We start from the raw sequence: 16,786 nt of genomic DNA, 5'->3' as shown, positions 1-16,786 counted from the left end.
GGCCCTCCCCGGGTGCGGGCCGGCCGCGGCGGTGCTGCAGTGGTGGTCCGCACCGGGAACCACCCGGGAGCAGGGAGGAGAGCGACGATGAGCGCGAGCGACAAGATCAAGAACGCGGCCCAGGACCTCGCTGGGAAGGCGAAGGAGGCCGTCGGCGGCGCCAAGGACGACGAGGAACTGCGCCGCGAGGGTCAGAAGGACCAGGCGGCCGCCGACCTCAAGCAGCGCGGCGAGCACGTCAAGGACGCCTTCAAGGGCTGACCCTCAGCCGAACCGCTCCACGAGCCGGTCCTGACGGGCGTCGGCGACGGCGTCGACGACCCGCAGGGCCGGGTCCGCGTCGTGGTGGGCGACGATCTCCCGCGCGCCCTGCGCGAAGCTCGTCGTCGCCTCGAACCCGGGCACGAACCGCTTGAGCTTGCCGTTGTCGAAGACCACCGAGTGCGCCTTGTCCCCCAGCAGCCCCGGCCCGCGGTCGGGCGCCTCGCGCGCGATCACCTCGCTCGGCACGTGCACGAGCTGCGGGTCGGGGACCCCGGCCGCGGCCCCCAGCCGCCGGGCGATCCCGTCCCACGTGAGCACCTCGTCGCCCGTGAGGTGGACGACGTCGCCGATCGTGGCGGGCTCCCCCAGCAGCGGCACGAAGCCGGCGGCGAAGTCGGTGTGGTGGGTCAGCACCCACGTCGAGGTCCCGTCGCCGTGCACCACGACCGGCTTGCCCCGCCGCATCCGGTCGACCGCCGTCCAGCCGTCGTCGAGCGGCACGCTCCTGCGGTCGTAGGTGTGGCTGGGCCGGACGACGAAGGCCGGGAACCCGGTCTCGCGCCACTCCCGCGCCAGCAGCTCCTCGCAGGCGATCTTGTCGCGGGAGTACTGCCAGAAGGGGTTGCGCAGGGGCGTGGACTCGGTGATCGGCAGGTGCGCGACGGGTTTGGCGTAGGCGCTGGCGCTGGAGACGAAGACGTACTGCCCGGTGCGGCCGCGGAAGCGCTCGACGTCGGCCGCGACGTGCTCGGGGGTGAAGGCCACGAAGTCGACGACGGCGTCGAACCGCTCGTCGCCCAGGGCCGCGTCCACGCTCGCCGGGTCCCGCACGTCGGCCCGCAGGACCCGCGCGCCCTCGGGCAGGGGGCGCGTGCCGTGACCGCGGTTGAGGACCGTGAGGTCGATGCCGCGCCGGACCGCCAGGTCGGCGCACGCCGAGCTGATGATCCCGGTGCCGCCGATGAACAGGACCCGCAACGCCATGGTGCTCCTCGCCTCGACCCCGTCGTCCAGCTGGTTCGTCCGGATCGCGACCCTACGCGTCCGGCGCGCGGGCGGCGCGCGGGCGGCGCACAGTGGCCGGGTGAGCGACGAGAGCACCGACCACGTGGACCCGCGCGACAACGCCGAGGTCCGCGCCGTGCAGGACGGCGGCAGCCGGCAGAACGCCCGCGCCGCCGACTCCGGCCCCGTGCCCAGCCCGGCCCGCGACCCGCAGGACCCGCTGGGCCTGCAGGACGACGTGGCCGACGGGACGGGCCAGGGCGACCCGATCGCGGGGGTCCGGATCAGCGAGGAGGACGCCGCGAACGCGGTGCCGGGCGACGACGGCCCCGAGGGCACGCGCTAGCCGCCGGAGGACGACGAAGGCCCCGGTCCACCGGACCGGGGCCTTCGCGCTGAGCGGGTGACGAGAATCGAACTCGCACTATCAGCTTGGGAAGCTGAAGTTCTACCATTGAACTACACCCGCGTACCCCTGCGAGCAGGAGTGGCACCACTGTAACGGACGGCCGGGGGTGCTCGCACCGGCGGTACCCTCACGCCCGTGCTGCTCTCCGACCGCGACATCCGCGCCCAGCTCGACGCCGGCCGGGTGGCGCTGGACCCCTACGACCCCTCGATGGTCCAGCCGAGCAGCGTCGACGTGCGCCTGGACCGCTTCTTCCGGCTGTTCGACAACCACAAGTACTCCGTCATCGACCCGGCGCAGGAGCAGCCCGAGCTGACCCGCCTGGTCGAGACGCAGCCCGACGAGGCGTTCATCCTGCACCCGGGCGAGTTCGTCCTCGGCTCCACCTTCGAGGTCGTGACGCTGCCCGACGACATCTCCGCGCGCCTGGAGGGCAAGAGCAGCCTGGGGCGCCTGGGGCTGCTGACGCACTCGACGGCGGGGTTCATCGACGCGGGCTTCTCCGGTCACGTGACGCTGGAGCTGTCGAACGTGGCGACGCTGCCGATCACGCTGTGGCCGGGCATGAAGATCGGCCAGCTGTGCTTCTTCCAGCTCTCCTCCCCGGCGCAGGCCCCCTACGGCAGCGGCGCCTCGGGGTCGCGCTACCAGGGCCAGCGCGGCCCGACGCCGAGCCGGTCGGCGCAGTCCTTCCACCGCACGCGGGTCTGAGCGCGGGGTCCGGGGGACCCGTTCGGCCCAACGAAGGCGCCCGGGGCTTCAGGAACGGCCCCGACGCGCCGTTGTCCCTGGGGTGGAACACGCCGCGACGAGGGACGGGGAGGCCGGGATGCACTGGCGCTCGCCCGTGACGACGCCCTCGCCCGCGCTGGGGCCGCAGGACGACGAGGTGGCCGGGTCGGTCGCCCCGGTCCGGGTGGGCCGCCAGGGCATCTACGACCACGAGCGCCACCTGGTGGCCTACGAGCTGCTGTTCCGCAACCACGGCCGGGCCAGCGCCGAGCTGGCCGAGGGGGCCGAGCAGGACCACGCGACGTCGCAGGTCATCAGCGCGACCTTCGGGGACTTCGGCGTCGAGCAGATCGCCGGGGACCGGCTGCTGTTCATCAACCTGACGCGCGGCTTCTTCACCGGCGAGCTGCCCATCCCGTGCTCGCCGGAGCAGGTGGTGCTGGAGCTGCTGGAGAACGTCGAGGTCGACGAGGTGGTCCTGGCCGGGCTGCACCGGTTGCGCGCGCAGGGGTACCGCATCGCGATCGACGACTTCATCGGGGAGGAGTCCCGGCTGCCGGCGGTCGCGCTGGCCGACTACGTCAAGATCGACGTCGAGGCCGCGGGCACGGACCTCGAACGGGTCCTGGACCTGGCCCGCGCGCACAACCCGGCGGCGCTGGTCGTCGTGGAGCGCATCGAGGACGACGCGCTGTTCACCCGGTGCCGGGCGGCGGGCGCGGACCTCTTCCAGGGGTACGGCCTGCAGCGGCCGGTGACCCTGGAGGCGGTGAGCCTGACGCCGTCGCAGCTGGTGTGCCTGCGGCTGGTGCGGGCGCTGACGGGCACCGACGTCCCCACCCGCGAGATCGAGCAGCTGGTGGCCTCCGACCCGGCCCTGAGCCTGCGGGTGCTGAAGACGGTGACGTCGGCGGCGGCCGCGACGCGGACGGGGGTGACGTCCCTGCGGCAGGCGATCGTGCTGCTGGGCCGTCAGCAGCTGTGCTCGTGGGTGGTCCTCATGCTGCTGGGCGGGGTGACGAGCGTGGACACCGAGGCGCTGACCATGGTGCTGGCGCGGGCCTCGGCCTGCGCGCGCCTGGCCGAGGGCCACGCGGACCTGGCGTACACGGTGGGGCTGCTGTCGGGCGTGGCGTCGGTGCTGGGGATGCAGGACGCGGAGCTGGTGGCGACGACGGGGGTCGCGCAGTCGGTGCGGACGGCCCTGGTGGACCGGCAGGGGCCGGCGGGGCGTGCCCTGCGGGCGGTGCTGGCCTACGAGGAGGACGAGCCGTTCGTCATCTCGGACGCCGGGCACGCCGTCTACGAGGTCTCCCGGGCCTACCTCGCTGCTCTCAGTGGCGCTATGGTCACAGTGAGTTCTGTCATCACCCCGTCCTGACCGCGGACACCCCCTCGGCGCGCCATCCGGCGCGCGCCGGTCCTACGCTGACCGCGTGACCGAGACACGGGACGGATCCCCCGAAGGGGTGGGCGCCGTTCCGTCGGCCCCCGTGAGCCAGGGCGAGGAGCGCGCCCTCGCGCTCGCCCACCGCGTGTTCGAGCACGCCCGGCAGGGCCGCGTGCGCGAGCTGTCCGGGTACCTCGACCTCGGGGTCCCGGTGAACTCCACCGACAGCGACGGCAACTCCCTCGTCATGCTCGCCGCCTACCACGGCCACCCGCGCACGGTCCTGGCGCTGCTGGAGCGCGGCGCCGACCCCGACCGCGCCAACGGCCGGGGCCAGACCCCGCTGTCCGGCGCCGTCTTCAAGGGCGAGCGCGAGGTCGTCGCCGCCCTCGTCGCCGCCGACGCCGACCCGTACCTGGGCACGCCCAACGCCCTGGAGGCGGCCCGCTTCTTCGGCCGCGAGGACCTCCTGGAGCTGCTGGAGGTCCCCGAACCGGACTGAGCGCGGCCGGGCCGGGCGCCGGGTCGGTACCCTGGCCCGGGTCGGCGCACGCGCGCCGGTGCGGCACGCGCCGCGGACCCCAGACGCACCGGCGGAGGCAGCACGTGGTGGAGGGCGGCACCTCCCGGCGCCCCCGCGTCGTCCGCCACCCCGCCCAGGTCGTCGCCTTCGCGTTCGCCGGGGCCGTCGCCGTCGGCACCGCGCTGCTGTGGCTGCCCGTCGCCCGCCGCGGCGAGGGGTCGGCCACCTTCGTCGAGGCGCTGTTCACCGCCGTCAGCGCCCTGTGCGTCACCGGGCACGTCGTCGTCGACACCCGCGAGCACTGGTCCGGGTTCGGCCTCGTGGTCATCCTCGCCCTAGCCCAGGTCGGCGGTTTCGGGATCATGACCTCGGCGTCGCTGCTGGCCGTCTTCGCCTCCCGCCGCCTGGGCCTGCGCTCGCGCATGCTGACGACGACGGAGTCGCGCGGGTACGACCTGGGGGACGTGCGCACGGTCCTGCTGGGCGTCGTGCGGGTCTCCCTGCTCGTCGAGCTCGTCACGGCCGTGCTGCTCACGGTGCGCCTGCTCGTCGGCTACGACCGCACGGTCGCCCAGGCCGTGTGGGAGGGCGTCTTCCTGGCGGTCTCCTCGTTCAACAACGCCGGGTTCGTCCTGCGCTCGGACAGCATGTCCGGCTTCGTCGCCGACGCGTGGATGTGCCTGCCCGTGGTGGGCGCCTCGTTCCTGGGGGGGCTGGGGTTCCCGGTGCTGCTGGAGCTGCGCCGGCAGTTCCGCCTCCCCGCGCGCTGGTCGCTGCACACCAAGCTGACGCTGGTCACGACGATCCCGCTGCTGGTGTTCGGGACGGTGTTCCTGACCGTCAACGAGTGGCGCAACCCGGCGACGCTGGGACCCCTGGACTGGTGGGCGCGGCCGCTGGCCGGGTTGTTCCAGGCCGCCGCGACCCGCAGCTCGGGGTTCAACTCCGTCGACATCACGCAGCTGAACGGCGGGTCCTGGCTCGTCATGGACGTGCTCATGTTCATCGGCGGCGGGTCGGCCTCGACGGCCGGCGGCATCAAGGTCACGACGTTCGCGCTGCTGGCGGTGGCGGTGTTCGCCGAGTTCCGGGGCGAGCCGCACGTCACCCTGTTCCACCGCCGGGTGGCCGACCGCGTGGTGCGCCAGGCCCTGACGGTCGCCCTGGCCTCCGTCGGCGTCATCGTGGTCGCGACGATCGTGCTGGTGGAGATGACCCGCGCCCCGCTGGACCAGGTGGTCTTCGAGGTCATCTCCTCCTTCGCGACCGTCGGGCTGAGCTCGGGCCTGCTGGTGCAGCTGCCCGACGCGGGGCAGGTCGTCCTGGCCCTGCTGATGTTCCTCGGCCGCATCGGGCCGATCACGCTCGGCGCCGCCCTGGCGCTGCGCGAACGCACTCGTCTGTACGAGTACCCCGAGGGGAGACCGATCATTGGGTAGCAAGCGCTCGGCCCTGGCCAGCCCGCGGTCGGTCGTCGTGATCGGCCTGGGCCGGTTCGGCCGCTCCCTGGCCCTGGAGCTCATGGAGGACGGGCAGGTCGACGTCCTGGGCATCGACAACGACCCGGCCCTGGTCGACGAGCTCGCCGGCTCGCTGACGCACGCCGTCGTCGCCGACTCCACCCGCGAGGAGGCGCTGCGGCAGCTGTCCGTCCACGAGTTCGACCGCGCCGTCGTGGGCATCGGGACGAACCTGGAGGCCAGCATCCTGACGGTCTCCACGCTGCTGCAGTTCGGCATCCGCAACGTGTGGGCCAAGGCGATCAGCGAGTCGCACGCCCGGATCCTCACCCAGCTCGGCGCCCACAAGGTCATCCGCCCCGAGCACGAGATGGGCCTGCGCGTGGCGCACCTGGTGCGCGGCCGGATGCTCGACTACATCGAGTTCGACGGCGGCTTCGCGATGGTCAAGACCACCCCGCCGGCGCCGATCGTCGGCAAGAGCCTGGGGCAGGTCAAGCTGCGCAGCACCTACAAGGTGACGGTCGTGGCGCACCACAAGGCCGGGGAGGGCTTCACCTACGCCACCCCGGAGACCGTCCTGGCCGCCGACGACGTGATCATCGTCTCGGGGCAGATCCGCGACGTCGAGGCGTTCAGCGCGCTGTCCTGAGCGGGGTCCCCGGCCGCTCAGCCGTCGTGGTCGGGGGCGCGCGAGTCGTCGTTGTCGCGGCGGTCGACCCCGGGCAGCCGGCGGCGCTCGGGCTCCCCGCGCTCGACGCGGGTCAGGTCGATCGTCGTGCGCCGGTCGGGGCGCCCCCGGCGGTCGGCCTCGGTGCGCTCGACGGACATCTCGTCACTCACCGCAATAGCTCACCACGCAGCGTCGCAGCTGTCACGTTGCCGCACCCCGTCCGCCGACGTATAGTGTCCCTATGCAACTTACTGAGGACCTGGCCGAACGGCTCCTCCTCAGCTGCTCGGCCCTGACCCGCAGCGCCACGGCCGCCGCGACCGGCCCCGGGCTGTCCCTGACCCAGGCCCGCGTCCTCGGCAACCTCGACCGCGGCGGGCCCCAGCGGATCAGCCGGCTCACGGCCCTCGAGGGCTGCGCCCAGCCCACCATGACGGGCCTGGTCTCCCGCCTCGAGGACACCGGCCTCGTCCGGCGGACCCCCGACCCCGCCGACGCCCGCGCCGTCCTCGTCGAGCTCACCGACGCCGGGCGCGAGGAGCTCCTCGCCAACCGCCGCCGGCTGCGCGGGCCGCTGACCCGCGCCCTGCACGACCTGCCGGCCGACCCCGGCGACCTCGAACGACTCACCCGCCTGCTCGAGGAGATCACCCACCACCTCGACACCGGAAGGACCACCCGTGTCGCACCCTGACACCAGCACCAGACCGCAGATCCTCAGGCAGCCCGTCGCGGTGTGGGCCGTCGCCTTCGCCGCCGTCGTCTCCTTCATGGGCATCGGGCTCGTCGACCCGATCCTGCCGGCCATCGCCGGCCAGCTCGGCGCCACCAAGGCCCAGACGCTGCTGCTGTTCACCTCCTACCTCGGCATCACCGGCCTGGCCATGCTCCTGACGGGCTGGGTCTCCAGCCGGTTCGGCGCCAAGAAGACGCTCATGACCGGGCTCGTGCTCATCGTCGCCTTCGCCGCGCTCGCCGGGTCCTCCGGCTCCATCGCCGAGATCGTCGGCTTCCGCGCCGGCTGGGGCCTGGGCAACGCCCTGTTCATCGCGACGGCCCTGGCGACCATCGTCGGTGCCGCCAGCGGCGGCACGGCCAACGCGATCATCCTCTACGAGGCCGCCCTGGGCCTGGGCATCGCCACCGGCCCGCTGCTGGGCGGGCTGCTCGGGGAGGTCTCCTGGCGCGGGCCGTTCTTCGGCACCGCCGTCCTCATGGCGATCGCCTTCATCGCCATCGCCACCCTCCTGCCCGCCACGCCGCGACCGGCCGTCAAGACGTCGGTCAAGGACCCCGTGCGCGCCCTGCGCCACCCGGGCCTGCGCACCGTCGCGGTCATGGCCTTCCTCTACAACTTCGGGTTCTTCACCCTGCTGGCCTACACGCCGTTCGCCCTGGGGATCTCCTCCCCCACCCGGCTCGGCCTGGTGTTCTTCGGCTGGGGCGTCTGCCTCGCCGTCGCCTCGGTGGCCCTGGCCCCGCGGCTGCAGCGCCGGTTCGGGGCCGTGCCGGTCGTGTCGGCCATGCTCGCCCTGTTCGCCCTCGTCCTGGTCGTCGAGGCCGTGTTCGTCGAGACCCGGACCGTCCTGGTGGTCGGCACGATCGTCGCCGGGGTCTTCCTCGGGGTGAACAACACCATCGTCACCGAGCTGGTCATGGAGGTCTCCCCCGTCCAGCGGTCCACGGCCTCGGCGGCCTACTCCTGCGTCCGGTTCATCGGCGGCGCGATCGCCGCGTGGGCGGCCGGGGAGCTCGGCGAGGTCTTCACCGACTGGTCCCCCTTCGTGCTGGGCGCGCTCGGGGTGGCCGTCGGGCTCCTCGTCCTGACCGCCGGGCGACGGCACCTCGCCGTCGCCCACCACGACCCCGCCCCGCACTCGGCCGCCGAGGCGCAGGCCGTGACCGCGGGCGACGCCTGAGGCCCACGCCGTAGGGCAGGATGGACGCCCGTGGCCGAGCTGGTGTTCTTCTCCGGGACGATGGACTGCGGGAAGTCGACGCTCGCGCTGCAGACCGACCACAACCACCGCGTCCAGGGCCGCCGGGGACTGCTGTTCACGCGGTTCGACCGCGCGGGCGAGGCGACGATCTCCAGCCGCATCGGGCTGGCCCGCCCGGCGCTGGAGGTCGGGGAGACGACCGACCTGTGGCGGGAGGTCAGTTCCCGGCACGCCGCGGACGGCCTCGACTACGTCGTGTGCGACGAGGCGCAGTTCTACGCCCCCGAGCAGGTCGAGCAGCTCGCCCGCGTCGTGGACGACCTCGGGGTCGACGTGTTCGCCTTCGGGATCACCGCCGACTTCCGGACCCGGCTGTTCCCCGGTTCGGCCCGGTTCATCGAGCTCGCCGACCGCGTGCAGGTCCCGCAGGTCGAGGCCCTGTGCTGGTGCGGGCGGCGGGCCACCCACAACGCCCGCACGGTCGACGGCGTGATGGTCGTCGAGGGCGAGCAGGTCGTCGTGGGCGACGTCGGTCAGCCCGAGGGGACGCTGGACGTCGGCGACGTCGGCACCGTGGAGTACGAGGTGCTGTGCCGGCGCCACCACGTCCGCCGCCAGACGAAGGCCTCCCGCAGCGGCGCCCCGGACGTCAGCTCTCGTACCCCAGCGCCGTGGCGTCGGTGAGGTCGACGTCCCCGGCGGCCTGGGCGAACCGGGAGAAACCCTCCCGGACGCTGGCGCGGTCGTCCTCGCCCAGGCGGGCGAGCACGGCCTCGAACTCGGCGCGGCGCCGGTCGAGCACCTGACCGACGAGGACCCGGGCCCGCTCGGTGGGGGCGACCATCACCTCCCGGCGGGTGTCCGGGTTGTCCTCGCGGGTGACCCACCCGGCCGCGACCAGCCGGTCGACCGCGCGGGTGAACGTCGAGGGGTGCACGCCGATGGCGGCGGCCAGCGCCCCGCTGCGCAGCGGACCGCGCGAGCAGATGAGCACCAGGACGCGGTACTGCTGCAGCGTCAGGGACTCCATGGCGTCCGCGAGGGACCGGACGCTGATGCCCACGACGGCGCGCGACCCCGCGAGCACGGCCTCGACGACCTCGTCCCCGGCACCGTCCCCGGCGTCGCCCTCGACGTCGTCCTCGACGGCGTGGTCCTGCTGTCCGACTGGGAGCACGCGTGGATGCTAGTCGCCCGGCCGCCGTCCGCGAGGGCACTCCCCCGGATCGGGACGACCCCCGGCGCGCGCCCGGGGCCGGGGACGGAGCACGATGCCCCCATGGACGAGCGCGACATCCACCAGCAGATCGACGAACTGGTCGCCACCGAGCACCGCCTGCGCCAGGCGCTGCAGGCCGGTGAGCTGACCGCCGAGGAGGAGCACGCGCAGCTGCGCGCGGCCGAGGAGGCCCTGGACCAGGCCTGGGACCTGCTGCGCCAGCGGGAGGCCCGCCGCAACGCCGGCCAGGACCCCGACAGCGCCTCGGTGCGTCCCGTCAGCGAGGTCGAGCACTACCAGCAGTAGCCCGGACCGGTCGCGGGCCCACCGGGCCGGCAGCCGCGGCGGGACCGCGGCCCGGCGACCGGTGGTGCCCGTGGACGGCGACGGGCCGGCACCGGCCGGGTCGAGGCCCGGCCGGTGCCCTCCGGCGGCGGTGACCGCGGCGCGGGGCGGCTGTTCGCCCGCAGTGGATCTCCTGCGGGCAGAAAACCCTTCCCGGCCGCCGGGGACGGGCCGACGGTGGGGGCACGACCCGTCGAGAGGAGTTTTCGAGATGTCCACCCCCACCCTGGCCGGCCCGTTCGACGACCAGTTGTCCCAGCGCCTGCTGTTCCAGCGGATCGTCGTCCTCGGGCAGGCGGTCGACGACGTCGTCGCCAACCGCATCGCCGCCGAACTGCTGCTGCTGTCGGCCGACGACCCCAAGAGCGACATCGCGCTCTACATCAACTCCCCCGGGGGTTCCATCAGCGCCGGGCTGGCGATCTACGACACGATGCAGCTCATCCCCAACGACGTCTCGACGCTCGTCATGGGGATGGCCGCCAGCATGGGGCAGTTCCTGCTGTGCGCGGGGACCGCGGGCAAGCGCTACGCGCTGCCGCACGCGCGGGTCATGATGCACCAGCCCTCCGGCGGCATCGGGGGCACGGCGGCCGACATCGCGATCCAGGCCGAGAACCTCGCCCACACGCAGGCGACGATGCAGCGGCTCACCGCCGCCCACACCGGCCAGGACGTCGAGACCATCGAGTTCGACTCCCAGCGCGACCGCTGGTTCACCGCCGAGCAGGCGCAGGCGTACGGGATGGTCGACCACGTCGTGACGGCGGTCTCCGACGTCCGGCTCGGCGCGGCCCGGAAGGTGGGGCTGTGATGGCCGGCTACCCCGTCCCGTACGTCGTGGAGTCGACCGCGCGCGGCGAACGCACCTCCGACGTGTTCAGCCGGTTGCTGTCGGACCGGATCGTCTTCCTGCACGGGGAGATCGACGACGGCGTCGCGAACGTCGTCATCGCCCAGCTCGTGCACCTGGCCTCGGAGTCGTCGACGGCCGACATCAACCTGTACGTGAACTCCCCGGGGGGTTCGGCGACGGCGCTCATGGCGATCTACGACACGATGCAGTTCGTCCAGCCCGACGTGGCGACGTTCTGCGTGGGGCAGGCGGCGTCCGCGGCCGCGGTCGTCCTGGCCGCCGGGGCCCCGGGGAAGCGGTCGGTGCTGGAGCACTCCCGGGTGCTGCTGCACCAGCCGTCGGGGGGTGCGCAGGGCACCGCGGCGGACCTGCAGATCCAGGCCCGGGAGGTGCTGCGGATCCGCTCGGAGGTCGAGCAGGTGCTGGCCCGGCACACGGGGCACTCCGCCGAGCGCCTGCGGGCCGACCTGGACCGCGACCTGGTCCTGCCCGGGGCGGCGGCGGTCGCGTACGGGGTGGCCGACCAGGTGGTCGCGCCCGCGACCGTGGGCGGTCGCTGACCGCGGCTCAGGCGGCCAGGGACAGCGAGACGCGCGGGGCGGTCCGGGGCGCGGCGGGCGCGGTCGTGGTCTCGGCGACGTGGGAGGCGGTGCGCCGCAGCAGGTCGGCGAGGGTCAGGTCCAGGGCGGTGCAGATCGCGGCGAGGACCTCCGAGGAGGGTTCCTTGCGCCCGCGCTCGACCTCGGACAGGTGCGGCAGCGACACGCGGGCGGCGTCGGCGACGTCGGCCAGGGTGCGGTGCTGGGCCGAGCGCTCGGCCCGCAGCACCGCCCCGACGGCGTCGCGCAGCAGGGGCGCCGGGCGCGCCGGGGGGCGGGGGGTGCGGGGGACCAGGGTCAGCTTCGGCACGTCGGACCTCCAGCGTCGGTTCCCCCCGACGCTACGCCCGGCGTGGGGCCGCCGCACCGCCGTCCGCTCGGGGCGGACGGCGGTGCGGCGGGGTCGGGGGCCTCCCGCGCTGCCTGTCGCGGGAGGGTCTCGCGGGGAGGGTCAGCGGTGCGCGTCGGCGGTCGCCATCGAGACCTGCTCGTCGATGACCTCGGAGATCCGCGCCTGCACGGCGTCGAGCTCGCGGATGATCGCGGCGGTCTCGTTGATGCCGCCGGACACCGTGGAGCTGGAGGCCTGGATGCCCGCGATCTGCTGGGCGACGCGCTGGGTGGCGTCGGCGGTCTCGCGGGCCAGGTCCTTGACCTCGCTGGCGACGACGGCGAAGCCGCGGCCGAGCTCCCCGGCGCGGGCGGCCTCGATCGTGGCGTTGAGGGCCAGCAGGTTCGTCTGGTCGGCGATGCCGGAGATGATCTTGATGACCTCCCCGACGGCGGCCGAGGCCCGGGTCAGGGCGTCGACCTCCCCGGTCATCGTGGAGGCCTGGCCGACCGCGGCGTCCGCGACCCGGCCCGCGTCGTCCACGGCCTCGCGCAGGCGGGAGACGGTGTCCAGCAGCGCCCGCGAGCGGGCGGCGTCGTGGTCGGCGCGGCGCAGCACCTCCAGGCGCTGGGAGACCAGCTGCTGGACGTTGCGCAGCGACGCGGCGCGGGACCCGGACAGCTCGATGCGCTCGGTGGTGAAGAAGTCCATGGTGCCCACGACCTGCCCGTCGGCGGTGATCGGGAAGCACACGCCGGACTTCACGCCCGCGCGCTGGGCCGCGGGGGCCCGCACGCAGTCGGTCACCTCGGCGAGGTCGGGGACGAAGACGAGGTCGCGCTGGCGCCAGGCGCGGCCGGACAGCCCGACGCCCTCGGCGAAGCTGGCGGCCAGGGTGACGCGGCGGAACTCCTCCCCGGCGGAGCCGGACTCGACGGAGAAGCGCAGGGTGCCGGAGGCGGGGTCGAGGGCCCAGTAGGAGCCGTACGCCCAGCCGAAGGCCTCCCGGACGGTCTCCAGCGCCTGGCGCAGCGCCGTCTCCGCGCTGGTGGCCTGGCCCACGCTGGTCACGACGGCCGTGACGGCGGCGCGCTCGTTGAGCGTCTCCTGCAGCGCGGCGGTGTCCAGCGCGCGGCGGCGGGCGTGCGCGGCGACGCGGGTGATGGCCGCCCACTTCTCGGCCCGGCCGCCGAAGAAGGGCAGGTCCTGCTCGCCGTAGTACTCGTGCAGGGCCACGACCTTGCCGCCCTCGACGACGGGCAGCTGGCCGCCGCTGCGGGCACCGGCCTCGCGGGCGCCGCGCCAGCGGAGGCAGCTGCTGCTCGCCGGGTCGCCGTCGCCGCACTGCACGGGGCGCTGGGTGGTCAGGGCCTGGCCGCCGCAGCCGTCCCCGGCGCCGACGGCGAGGTCGCGGCTGCCGGCGAGCGCCCGGGCGAGGGGGCCGACCTCGGCGGCGACGCGGAAGCGGCCGTCGGGGCCGGGCAGCCACACGGCGCCGTAGGCCAGGCCGAGGGCGTCGGTGAGGGCGCGGACGCAGGCGAGCTGCGCGTCGAGCTCGGTGGCGATGCCGGAGTCGAGGGCGGTGAGCACCGCTTCGAGGGCCTCGACGTCGCGGGGCATGGGCCCGGTGTGCACCGGCGCGGCGGTGGCCTTCGTGCGTCCGAACACGGGTGAGCTCCCCTGGTTGGAAGGTCGGGCGGGGAGCGTTCCCCGCACCTCTCCTCCCGTCGGCCGCCGGGGGCCGGACCTGAAGCGGGGCGGGGACGCGAAAAGGCCCCCGGTCGGTGACCGGGGGCCTTCTGCGCGTAGCCCCGACGGGATTCGAACCCGCGCTACCGCCGTGAGAGGGCGGCGTGCTGGGCCGCTACACAACGGGGCCCCAGCGATCGGCCCCGTGACCGGGACCGTCAGGAGGAGTCTACCCGCTGTCGGGGGGTGCCGCGGTCAGCGGGGTTCGTCGCGGGCCACCGCCGAGAAGTCGGCGTCGCCGTCCCCGGCGCGCTGGGCGGCCAGCAGGGCCTGCGCCGCGACGGTCAGGGCGGGCAGCGGGTACCGCGACGTGGCGAGCACCAGCCCGGTGTCCTTCAGCAGCAGGTCGGTGGAGAACTGGGTGTCCCCGAACTCCCCGCTGCGCAGGTTCGCCCCCTTCATCGCCGCGATCGGGCCCAGGGCGGTGCCCTTGAGCGTGGTGAGGACCTGCTCGAGGTCCAGTCCGCCGGAGCTGCCCAGCCGGACCGCCTCGACGAGCCCCTGGAAGGACACGGCCAGGGCCAGGTTGGCGACGAGCTTGCCGGTGGCGGCGGCCGCGGCCGTGGGCAGCACCTGCAGCCGGTCGGGGTCGGCCCACAGGGAGACGAGGGGGACGGCCCGCTCGGCGCGGGGACCGCCGGCGAGCACGCCGAGCGCGCGGGCCGCGGCCGGGCCCAGGGATCCGACGACGGGGGCGTGGACGTGGTCGACCCCGCGGGCGGCGGCCCACGCGGCGTGCTCGTCGGCGTCGGCCGGGGAGATCGTCGTGATGTCGACCCACAGCGTCCCGGCGGCCAGGTCGAGCCCGTCGAGGACGACCTCGCGCACGGCGGCCGGCCCGAACAGGGCGGTGACCACGACGCCGGCACCGGCGACGGCGTCCGCGGCGGTCGGCGCGGACGCGGCCCCGGCGGCCACGAGGTCGGCGTCGCGGCCGGGGGTGCGGTTCCAGACGCGCAGGTCGTGCCCGGCCTCCAGGAGGTGGCCGGCGAGGACGCGGCCCATGCGGCCGAGGCCGAGGAAGGCGGTGGTCGTCGGGTCGGACGGCCCGGTGGGCCCGGTGGGCTCGGTGGGTTCGGTGGTCACGGCGGGCTCCTCCTGGTGGCGGCACGGCTGACTACGGCGGGAGCGTACGGGCGCACGCGGTGCGACGGACGCGGGAGGGCCGCAGGGACGATCGGTGGACGACGGACGCTCAACCACCTCCCTACCCTGAGGCGGTGAGCGCAGTCGTCCCCCCCGCCGACCCGTGGGTCAGCCGCTGGCGCCACGCCCCGCGCGTGCGGGACGTCGTGGCCATCGTGCTGTCGCTGCTGCTGGGCCTGGCGTGGTTCCACGCGGTCGTCGTGGGGCCCCCCGAGACCTCCTCGGGCGAGCCGCCGGCCTTCCTGGAGGACCTGTCCCGGATGGCCGGGGCGGGGGTGGTGGACGTGGCGTCGGCGGTCGTCGTCGCCGGCAACTGCCTGGCCCTGTGGTGGCGGCGCAGCCACCCGGTGCTGCTGTGCACCCTGTCCCTCGTCGTGGCGTTCGCGCTGGGCTTCGACGGGGCGCTGTACCTGTCGCTGGTGACCCTGGCCGTGCGGCGGCGGGACCGGCTGCTGGTGCTGGCCTCCGGGGTGGCCGGGGTGGCGGTCGTCACCTCCTCGCTGCGGACGACGGTCGACGGCCTGGGCGTGGCGGTCACCACGGCCGTCATCGGGGTGGCGCTGTGCGTCTTCGTCGGGGCCTTCGTGGGCGCGCGCCGGGACCTCGTGACGTCGTTGCGCGAGCGCGCCGAGCGCGCCGAGCACGAGCAGGTGCTGCGCGCCGAGCAGGCCCGGCTGGCGGAGCGGACGCGCATCGCGCGGGAGATGCACGACGTGCTGGCGCACCGCATCTCGCTCGTCGCGCTGCACGCCGGGGGCCTGGAGGTGCGGCCCGACGTGGGCGCCGAGCAGGTCGAGGCGACGGCGGCGACGATCCGGGAGACGGCCCGGACGGCGCTGGAGGACCTGCGCCGCGTGCTGGGGGTCCTGCGGGCGCCGAGCACGGTCCCCGCGGCCCTGTCGTCGGCGGCGACGGCCGCCGAGCTGACCCCGCAGCCCACCCTCGTCGACGTCCGCCGGCTCGTGGAGTCGACGCGCGAGGCCGGGGTGGCGGCCGAGTTCCGCACCGACGTGCCCGTCCACGCCGACGTGCCCGCCGAGCTGGGCCGCACCGTCTACCGGATCGTGCAGGAGGCGCTGACGAACGTGCACAAGCACGCCCCGTCCGCGCAGACCGTCGTGACCGTCTCGGGCGAGGTGGGCCGGGAGATGGCCGTCTCGGTGGTCAACGCGCGCCCGACGGGTCCCTCCGCGGGGCTGCCGGGGGCGGGGTCGGGGCTCGTGGGGCTCTCGGAGCGGGTGGGGCTGGCCCAGGGGACCCTGACCTCGGGGCCGGAGCCGGGCGGGGGGTTCGCGGTGCGGGCCCGGCTGCCGTGGCCGGCCCCCGACGGCCGCCCGCGGGCGGGGACCTCCGCGGCGTGGACGCCGCCGGATGCGAGGATCGTCCGCACCCCGGCGGGGTCGGGTCCGGACGAGGGGTGAACCAGGTGAACCAGGTGGAGGCGGGCGTGGAGGCGGGCGTGGAGGAGCAGCGGGCGAGGCCCACGAGGGTCCTGCTGGTGGACGACGACGCGCTCGTGCGGGCCGGGCTGCGGATGATCCTGTCCAGCGCCGACGACGTCGAGGTCGTCGGGGAGGCCGAGAACGGCGCGCAGGCCGTGGAGGGCGTCGCGGCGCACCGGCCCGACATCGTGCTGATGGACGTGCGCATGCCCGTCATGGACGGGCTGACCGCCGCCAAGGCCATCACCGAGCGCCCGCAGGCCCCCAGCGTGGTGATGCTGACGACGTTCGACCTCGACGAGTACGTCTTCCAGGCGCTGCAGGCCGGGGCGACGGGGTTCCTGCTCAAGGACACCCCGCCGCGCGAGCTGGTCTCGGCGGTGCGGGTCGTCGCGGCGGGCGAGGCGATGCTCTCGCCCACCGTGACGCGCCGCCTCGTGGGCCACTACGCCGCCGACGCCGTGAACCCGCGCCGCCGCGAGGCGGCCGAGCGGCTGCGCACGCTGACCGACCGCGAGCGCGAGGTCCTGGGCGCGGTGGGCCGCGGGTTGTCGAACGCCGAGATCGGCCGGGAGCTGTTCATGAGCGAGGCGACCGTGAAGACGCACGTGTCGCGGTTGCTGACCAAGCTGGGGGCCCACAACCGCGTGCAGGTCGCGATCGTCGCGCACGACGCGGGGTTGCTGGACGCCTGAGCGGGCCG

General features: G+C 74.7%; 21 protein-coding genes and 2 tRNA genes. 15 read left to right on the top strand and 8 right to left on the bottom strand.

Annotated elements, in window-relative coordinates; translation table 11 throughout:
• Positions 1-87 precede the first annotated feature (87 nt).
• Positions 88-261, top strand: a complete 174-nt coding sequence (locus BJ968_RS13215; protein WP_179752545.1) for a CsbD family protein — start codon at positions 88-90, stop codon at positions 259-261.
• A 3-nt stretch (positions 262-264) separates the two neighbouring features.
• Here BJ968_RS13215 and BJ968_RS13210 read toward each other — a convergent pair whose 3' ends face one another.
• Positions 265-1,248, bottom strand: a complete 984-nt coding sequence (locus BJ968_RS13210) for an NAD-dependent epimerase/dehydratase family protein (RefSeq protein WP_179752543.1) — start codon at positions 1,246-1,248, stop codon at positions 265-267.
• A 100-nt stretch (positions 1,249-1,348) separates the two neighbouring features.
• On the opposite strand from BJ968_RS13210, the gene BJ968_RS13205 reads away from it, so the two are divergent.
• Positions 1,349-1,615 carry a hypothetical protein gene (locus BJ968_RS13205; RefSeq protein ID WP_179752541.1) on the top strand — a complete coding sequence of 89 codons (267 nt, stop codon included), beginning with the start codon at positions 1,349-1,351 and terminating at the stop codon, positions 1,613-1,615.
• A gap of 52 nt (positions 1,616-1,667) precedes the next feature.
• Here BJ968_RS13205 and BJ968_RS13200 read toward each other — a convergent pair.
• Positions 1,668-1,738, bottom strand: a tRNA-Gly gene (locus tag BJ968_RS13200).
• A 75-nt stretch (positions 1,739-1,813) separates the two neighbouring features.
• On the opposite strand from BJ968_RS13200, the gene dcd reads away from it, so the two are divergent.
• From dcd to BJ968_RS13175, 5 genes are all read left to right on the top strand, one after another.
• Entirely contained in the window at positions 1,814-2,389 is a 576-nt protein-coding gene (dcd, locus tag BJ968_RS13195) for a dCTP deaminase (protein WP_179752539.1), read from the top strand.
• A gap of 118 nt (positions 2,390-2,507) precedes the next feature.
• On the top strand, positions 2,508-3,791 hold the full coding sequence (locus BJ968_RS13190) for an EAL and HDOD domain-containing protein (protein ID WP_179752537.1): 1,284 nt from the start codon (positions 2,508-2,510) through the stop codon (positions 3,789-3,791).
• Positions 3,792-3,879: 88 nt separating this feature from the next.
• The gene (locus BJ968_RS13185; protein ID WP_343078260.1) at positions 3,880-4,302 is read left to right on the top strand and encodes an ankyrin repeat domain-containing protein; all 423 of its coding nucleotides are present in this window, start codon (positions 3,880-3,882) and stop codon (positions 4,300-4,302) included.
• Between the two features lie 107 nt (positions 4,303-4,409).
• Complete coding sequence (locus BJ968_RS13180) at positions 4,410-5,762, top strand: potassium transporter TrkG (protein WP_179752533.1); 1,353 nt, start codon at positions 4,410-4,412, stop codon at positions 5,760-5,762.
• Entirely contained in the window at positions 5,755-6,435 is a 681-nt protein-coding gene (locus BJ968_RS13175; RefSeq protein ID WP_218885031.1) for a potassium channel family protein, read from the top strand. Before BJ968_RS13180 ends, BJ968_RS13175 begins: the two co-directional genes overlap by 8 nt.
• Before the next feature lie 17 nt (positions 6,436-6,452).
• Here the strand turns inward: BJ968_RS13175 and BJ968_RS13170 are convergent, their stop codons facing one another.
• The gene (locus BJ968_RS13170) at positions 6,453-6,626 is read right to left on the bottom strand and encodes a hypothetical protein (protein ID WP_179752531.1); all 174 of its coding nucleotides are present in this window, start codon (positions 6,624-6,626) and stop codon (positions 6,453-6,455) included.
• A gap of 71 nt (positions 6,627-6,697) precedes the next feature.
• Between BJ968_RS13170 and BJ968_RS13165 the strand changes: the two genes are divergently transcribed.
• The 3 genes from BJ968_RS13165 to BJ968_RS13155 are packed head-to-tail and all read left to right on the top strand — an operon-like array spanning position 6,698 to position 9,080.
• Positions 6,698-7,150, top strand: a complete 453-nt coding sequence (locus BJ968_RS13165; RefSeq protein WP_179752529.1) for a MarR family winged helix-turn-helix transcriptional regulator — start codon at positions 6,698-6,700, stop codon at positions 7,148-7,150.
• Complete coding sequence (locus BJ968_RS13160; RefSeq protein ID WP_179752528.1) at positions 7,137-8,375, top strand: MFS transporter; 1,239 nt, start codon at positions 7,137-7,139, stop codon at positions 8,373-8,375. Before BJ968_RS13165 ends, BJ968_RS13160 begins: the two co-directional genes overlap by 14 nt.
• Positions 8,376-8,405: 30 nt before the next feature.
• Positions 8,406-9,080: a thymidine kinase gene (locus BJ968_RS13155; RefSeq protein ID WP_179752526.1), complete on the top strand. Its 675-nt coding sequence runs from the start codon at positions 8,406-8,408 to the stop codon at positions 9,078-9,080.
• On the opposite strand, the gene BJ968_RS13150 is transcribed toward BJ968_RS13155, so the two are convergent.
• On the bottom strand, positions 9,046-9,573 hold the full coding sequence (locus tag BJ968_RS13150; RefSeq protein WP_179752524.1) for a MarR family transcriptional regulator: 528 nt from the start codon (positions 9,571-9,573) through the stop codon (positions 9,046-9,048). The genes BJ968_RS13155 and BJ968_RS13150 overlap by 35 nt on opposite strands.
• A gap of 102 nt (positions 9,574-9,675) precedes the next feature.
• On the opposite strand from BJ968_RS13150, the gene BJ968_RS13145 reads away from it, so the two are divergent.
• From BJ968_RS13145 to BJ968_RS13135, 3 genes are all read left to right on the top strand, one after another.
• The gene (locus BJ968_RS13145) at positions 9,676-9,921 is read left to right on the top strand and encodes a DUF2630 family protein (RefSeq protein ID WP_179752522.1); all 246 of its coding nucleotides are present in this window, start codon (positions 9,676-9,678) and stop codon (positions 9,919-9,921) included.
• Between the two features lie 250 nt (positions 9,922-10,171).
• Positions 10,172-10,774 (top strand): ClpP family protease, encoded by a 603-nt coding sequence (locus BJ968_RS13140; protein ID WP_179752520.1) that lies wholly within the window; start codon positions 10,172-10,174, stop codon positions 10,772-10,774.
• Entirely contained in the window at positions 10,774-11,376 is a 603-nt protein-coding gene (locus BJ968_RS13135) for an ATP-dependent Clp protease proteolytic subunit (RefSeq protein WP_179752517.1), read from the top strand. Before BJ968_RS13140 ends, BJ968_RS13135 begins: the two co-directional genes overlap by 1 nt.
• A gap of 7 nt (positions 11,377-11,383) precedes the next feature.
• Here the strand turns inward: BJ968_RS13135 and BJ968_RS13130 are convergent, their stop codons facing one another.
• From BJ968_RS13130 to BJ968_RS13115, 4 genes are all read right to left on the bottom strand, one after another.
• Positions 11,384-11,725, bottom strand: coding sequence for a helix-turn-helix domain-containing protein (locus BJ968_RS13130; RefSeq protein ID WP_179752515.1), 342 nt, complete (start codon positions 11,723-11,725; stop codon positions 11,384-11,386).
• Positions 11,726-11,866: 141 nt separating this feature from the next.
• Positions 11,867-13,414 (bottom strand): methyl-accepting chemotaxis protein, encoded by a 1,548-nt coding sequence (locus BJ968_RS13125; RefSeq protein WP_425491498.1) that lies wholly within the window; start codon positions 13,412-13,414, stop codon positions 11,867-11,869.
• A gap of 138 nt (positions 13,415-13,552) precedes the next feature.
• Positions 13,553-13,625 (bottom strand) — tRNA-Glu (locus BJ968_RS13120).
• 65 nt (positions 13,626-13,690) lie between these two features.
• A complete protein-coding gene (locus BJ968_RS13115) occupies positions 13,691-14,581 on the bottom strand; it encodes an NAD(P)-binding domain-containing protein (protein WP_218885030.1) in 891 nt (296 codons plus the stop codon).
• A 134-nt stretch (positions 14,582-14,715) separates the two neighbouring features.
• Between BJ968_RS13115 and BJ968_RS25705 the strand changes: the two genes are divergently transcribed.
• Together BJ968_RS25705 and BJ968_RS13105 are read left to right on the top strand one after the other, a co-directional pair.
• Complete coding sequence (locus tag BJ968_RS25705) at positions 14,716-16,062, top strand: histidine kinase (RefSeq protein ID WP_179752513.1); 1,347 nt, start codon at positions 14,716-14,718, stop codon at positions 16,060-16,062.
• Positions 16,063-16,175: 113 nt separating this feature from the next.
• Positions 16,176-16,778 (top strand): response regulator, encoded by a 603-nt coding sequence (locus BJ968_RS13105; protein WP_246315349.1) that lies wholly within the window; start codon positions 16,176-16,178, stop codon positions 16,776-16,778.
• Positions 16,779-16,786 lie beyond the last annotated feature (8 nt).

Origin of the sequence: Kineococcus aurantiacus (assembly GCF_013409345.1) — a bacterium.
GTDB classification, from domain to species: domain Bacteria; phylum Actinomycetota; class Actinomycetes; order Actinomycetales; family Kineococcaceae; genus Kineococcus; species Kineococcus aurantiacus.
The sequence above is the reverse complement of the archived record's forward strand: the minus strand, read 5'-3'. Positions and strand labels throughout refer to the sequence as shown.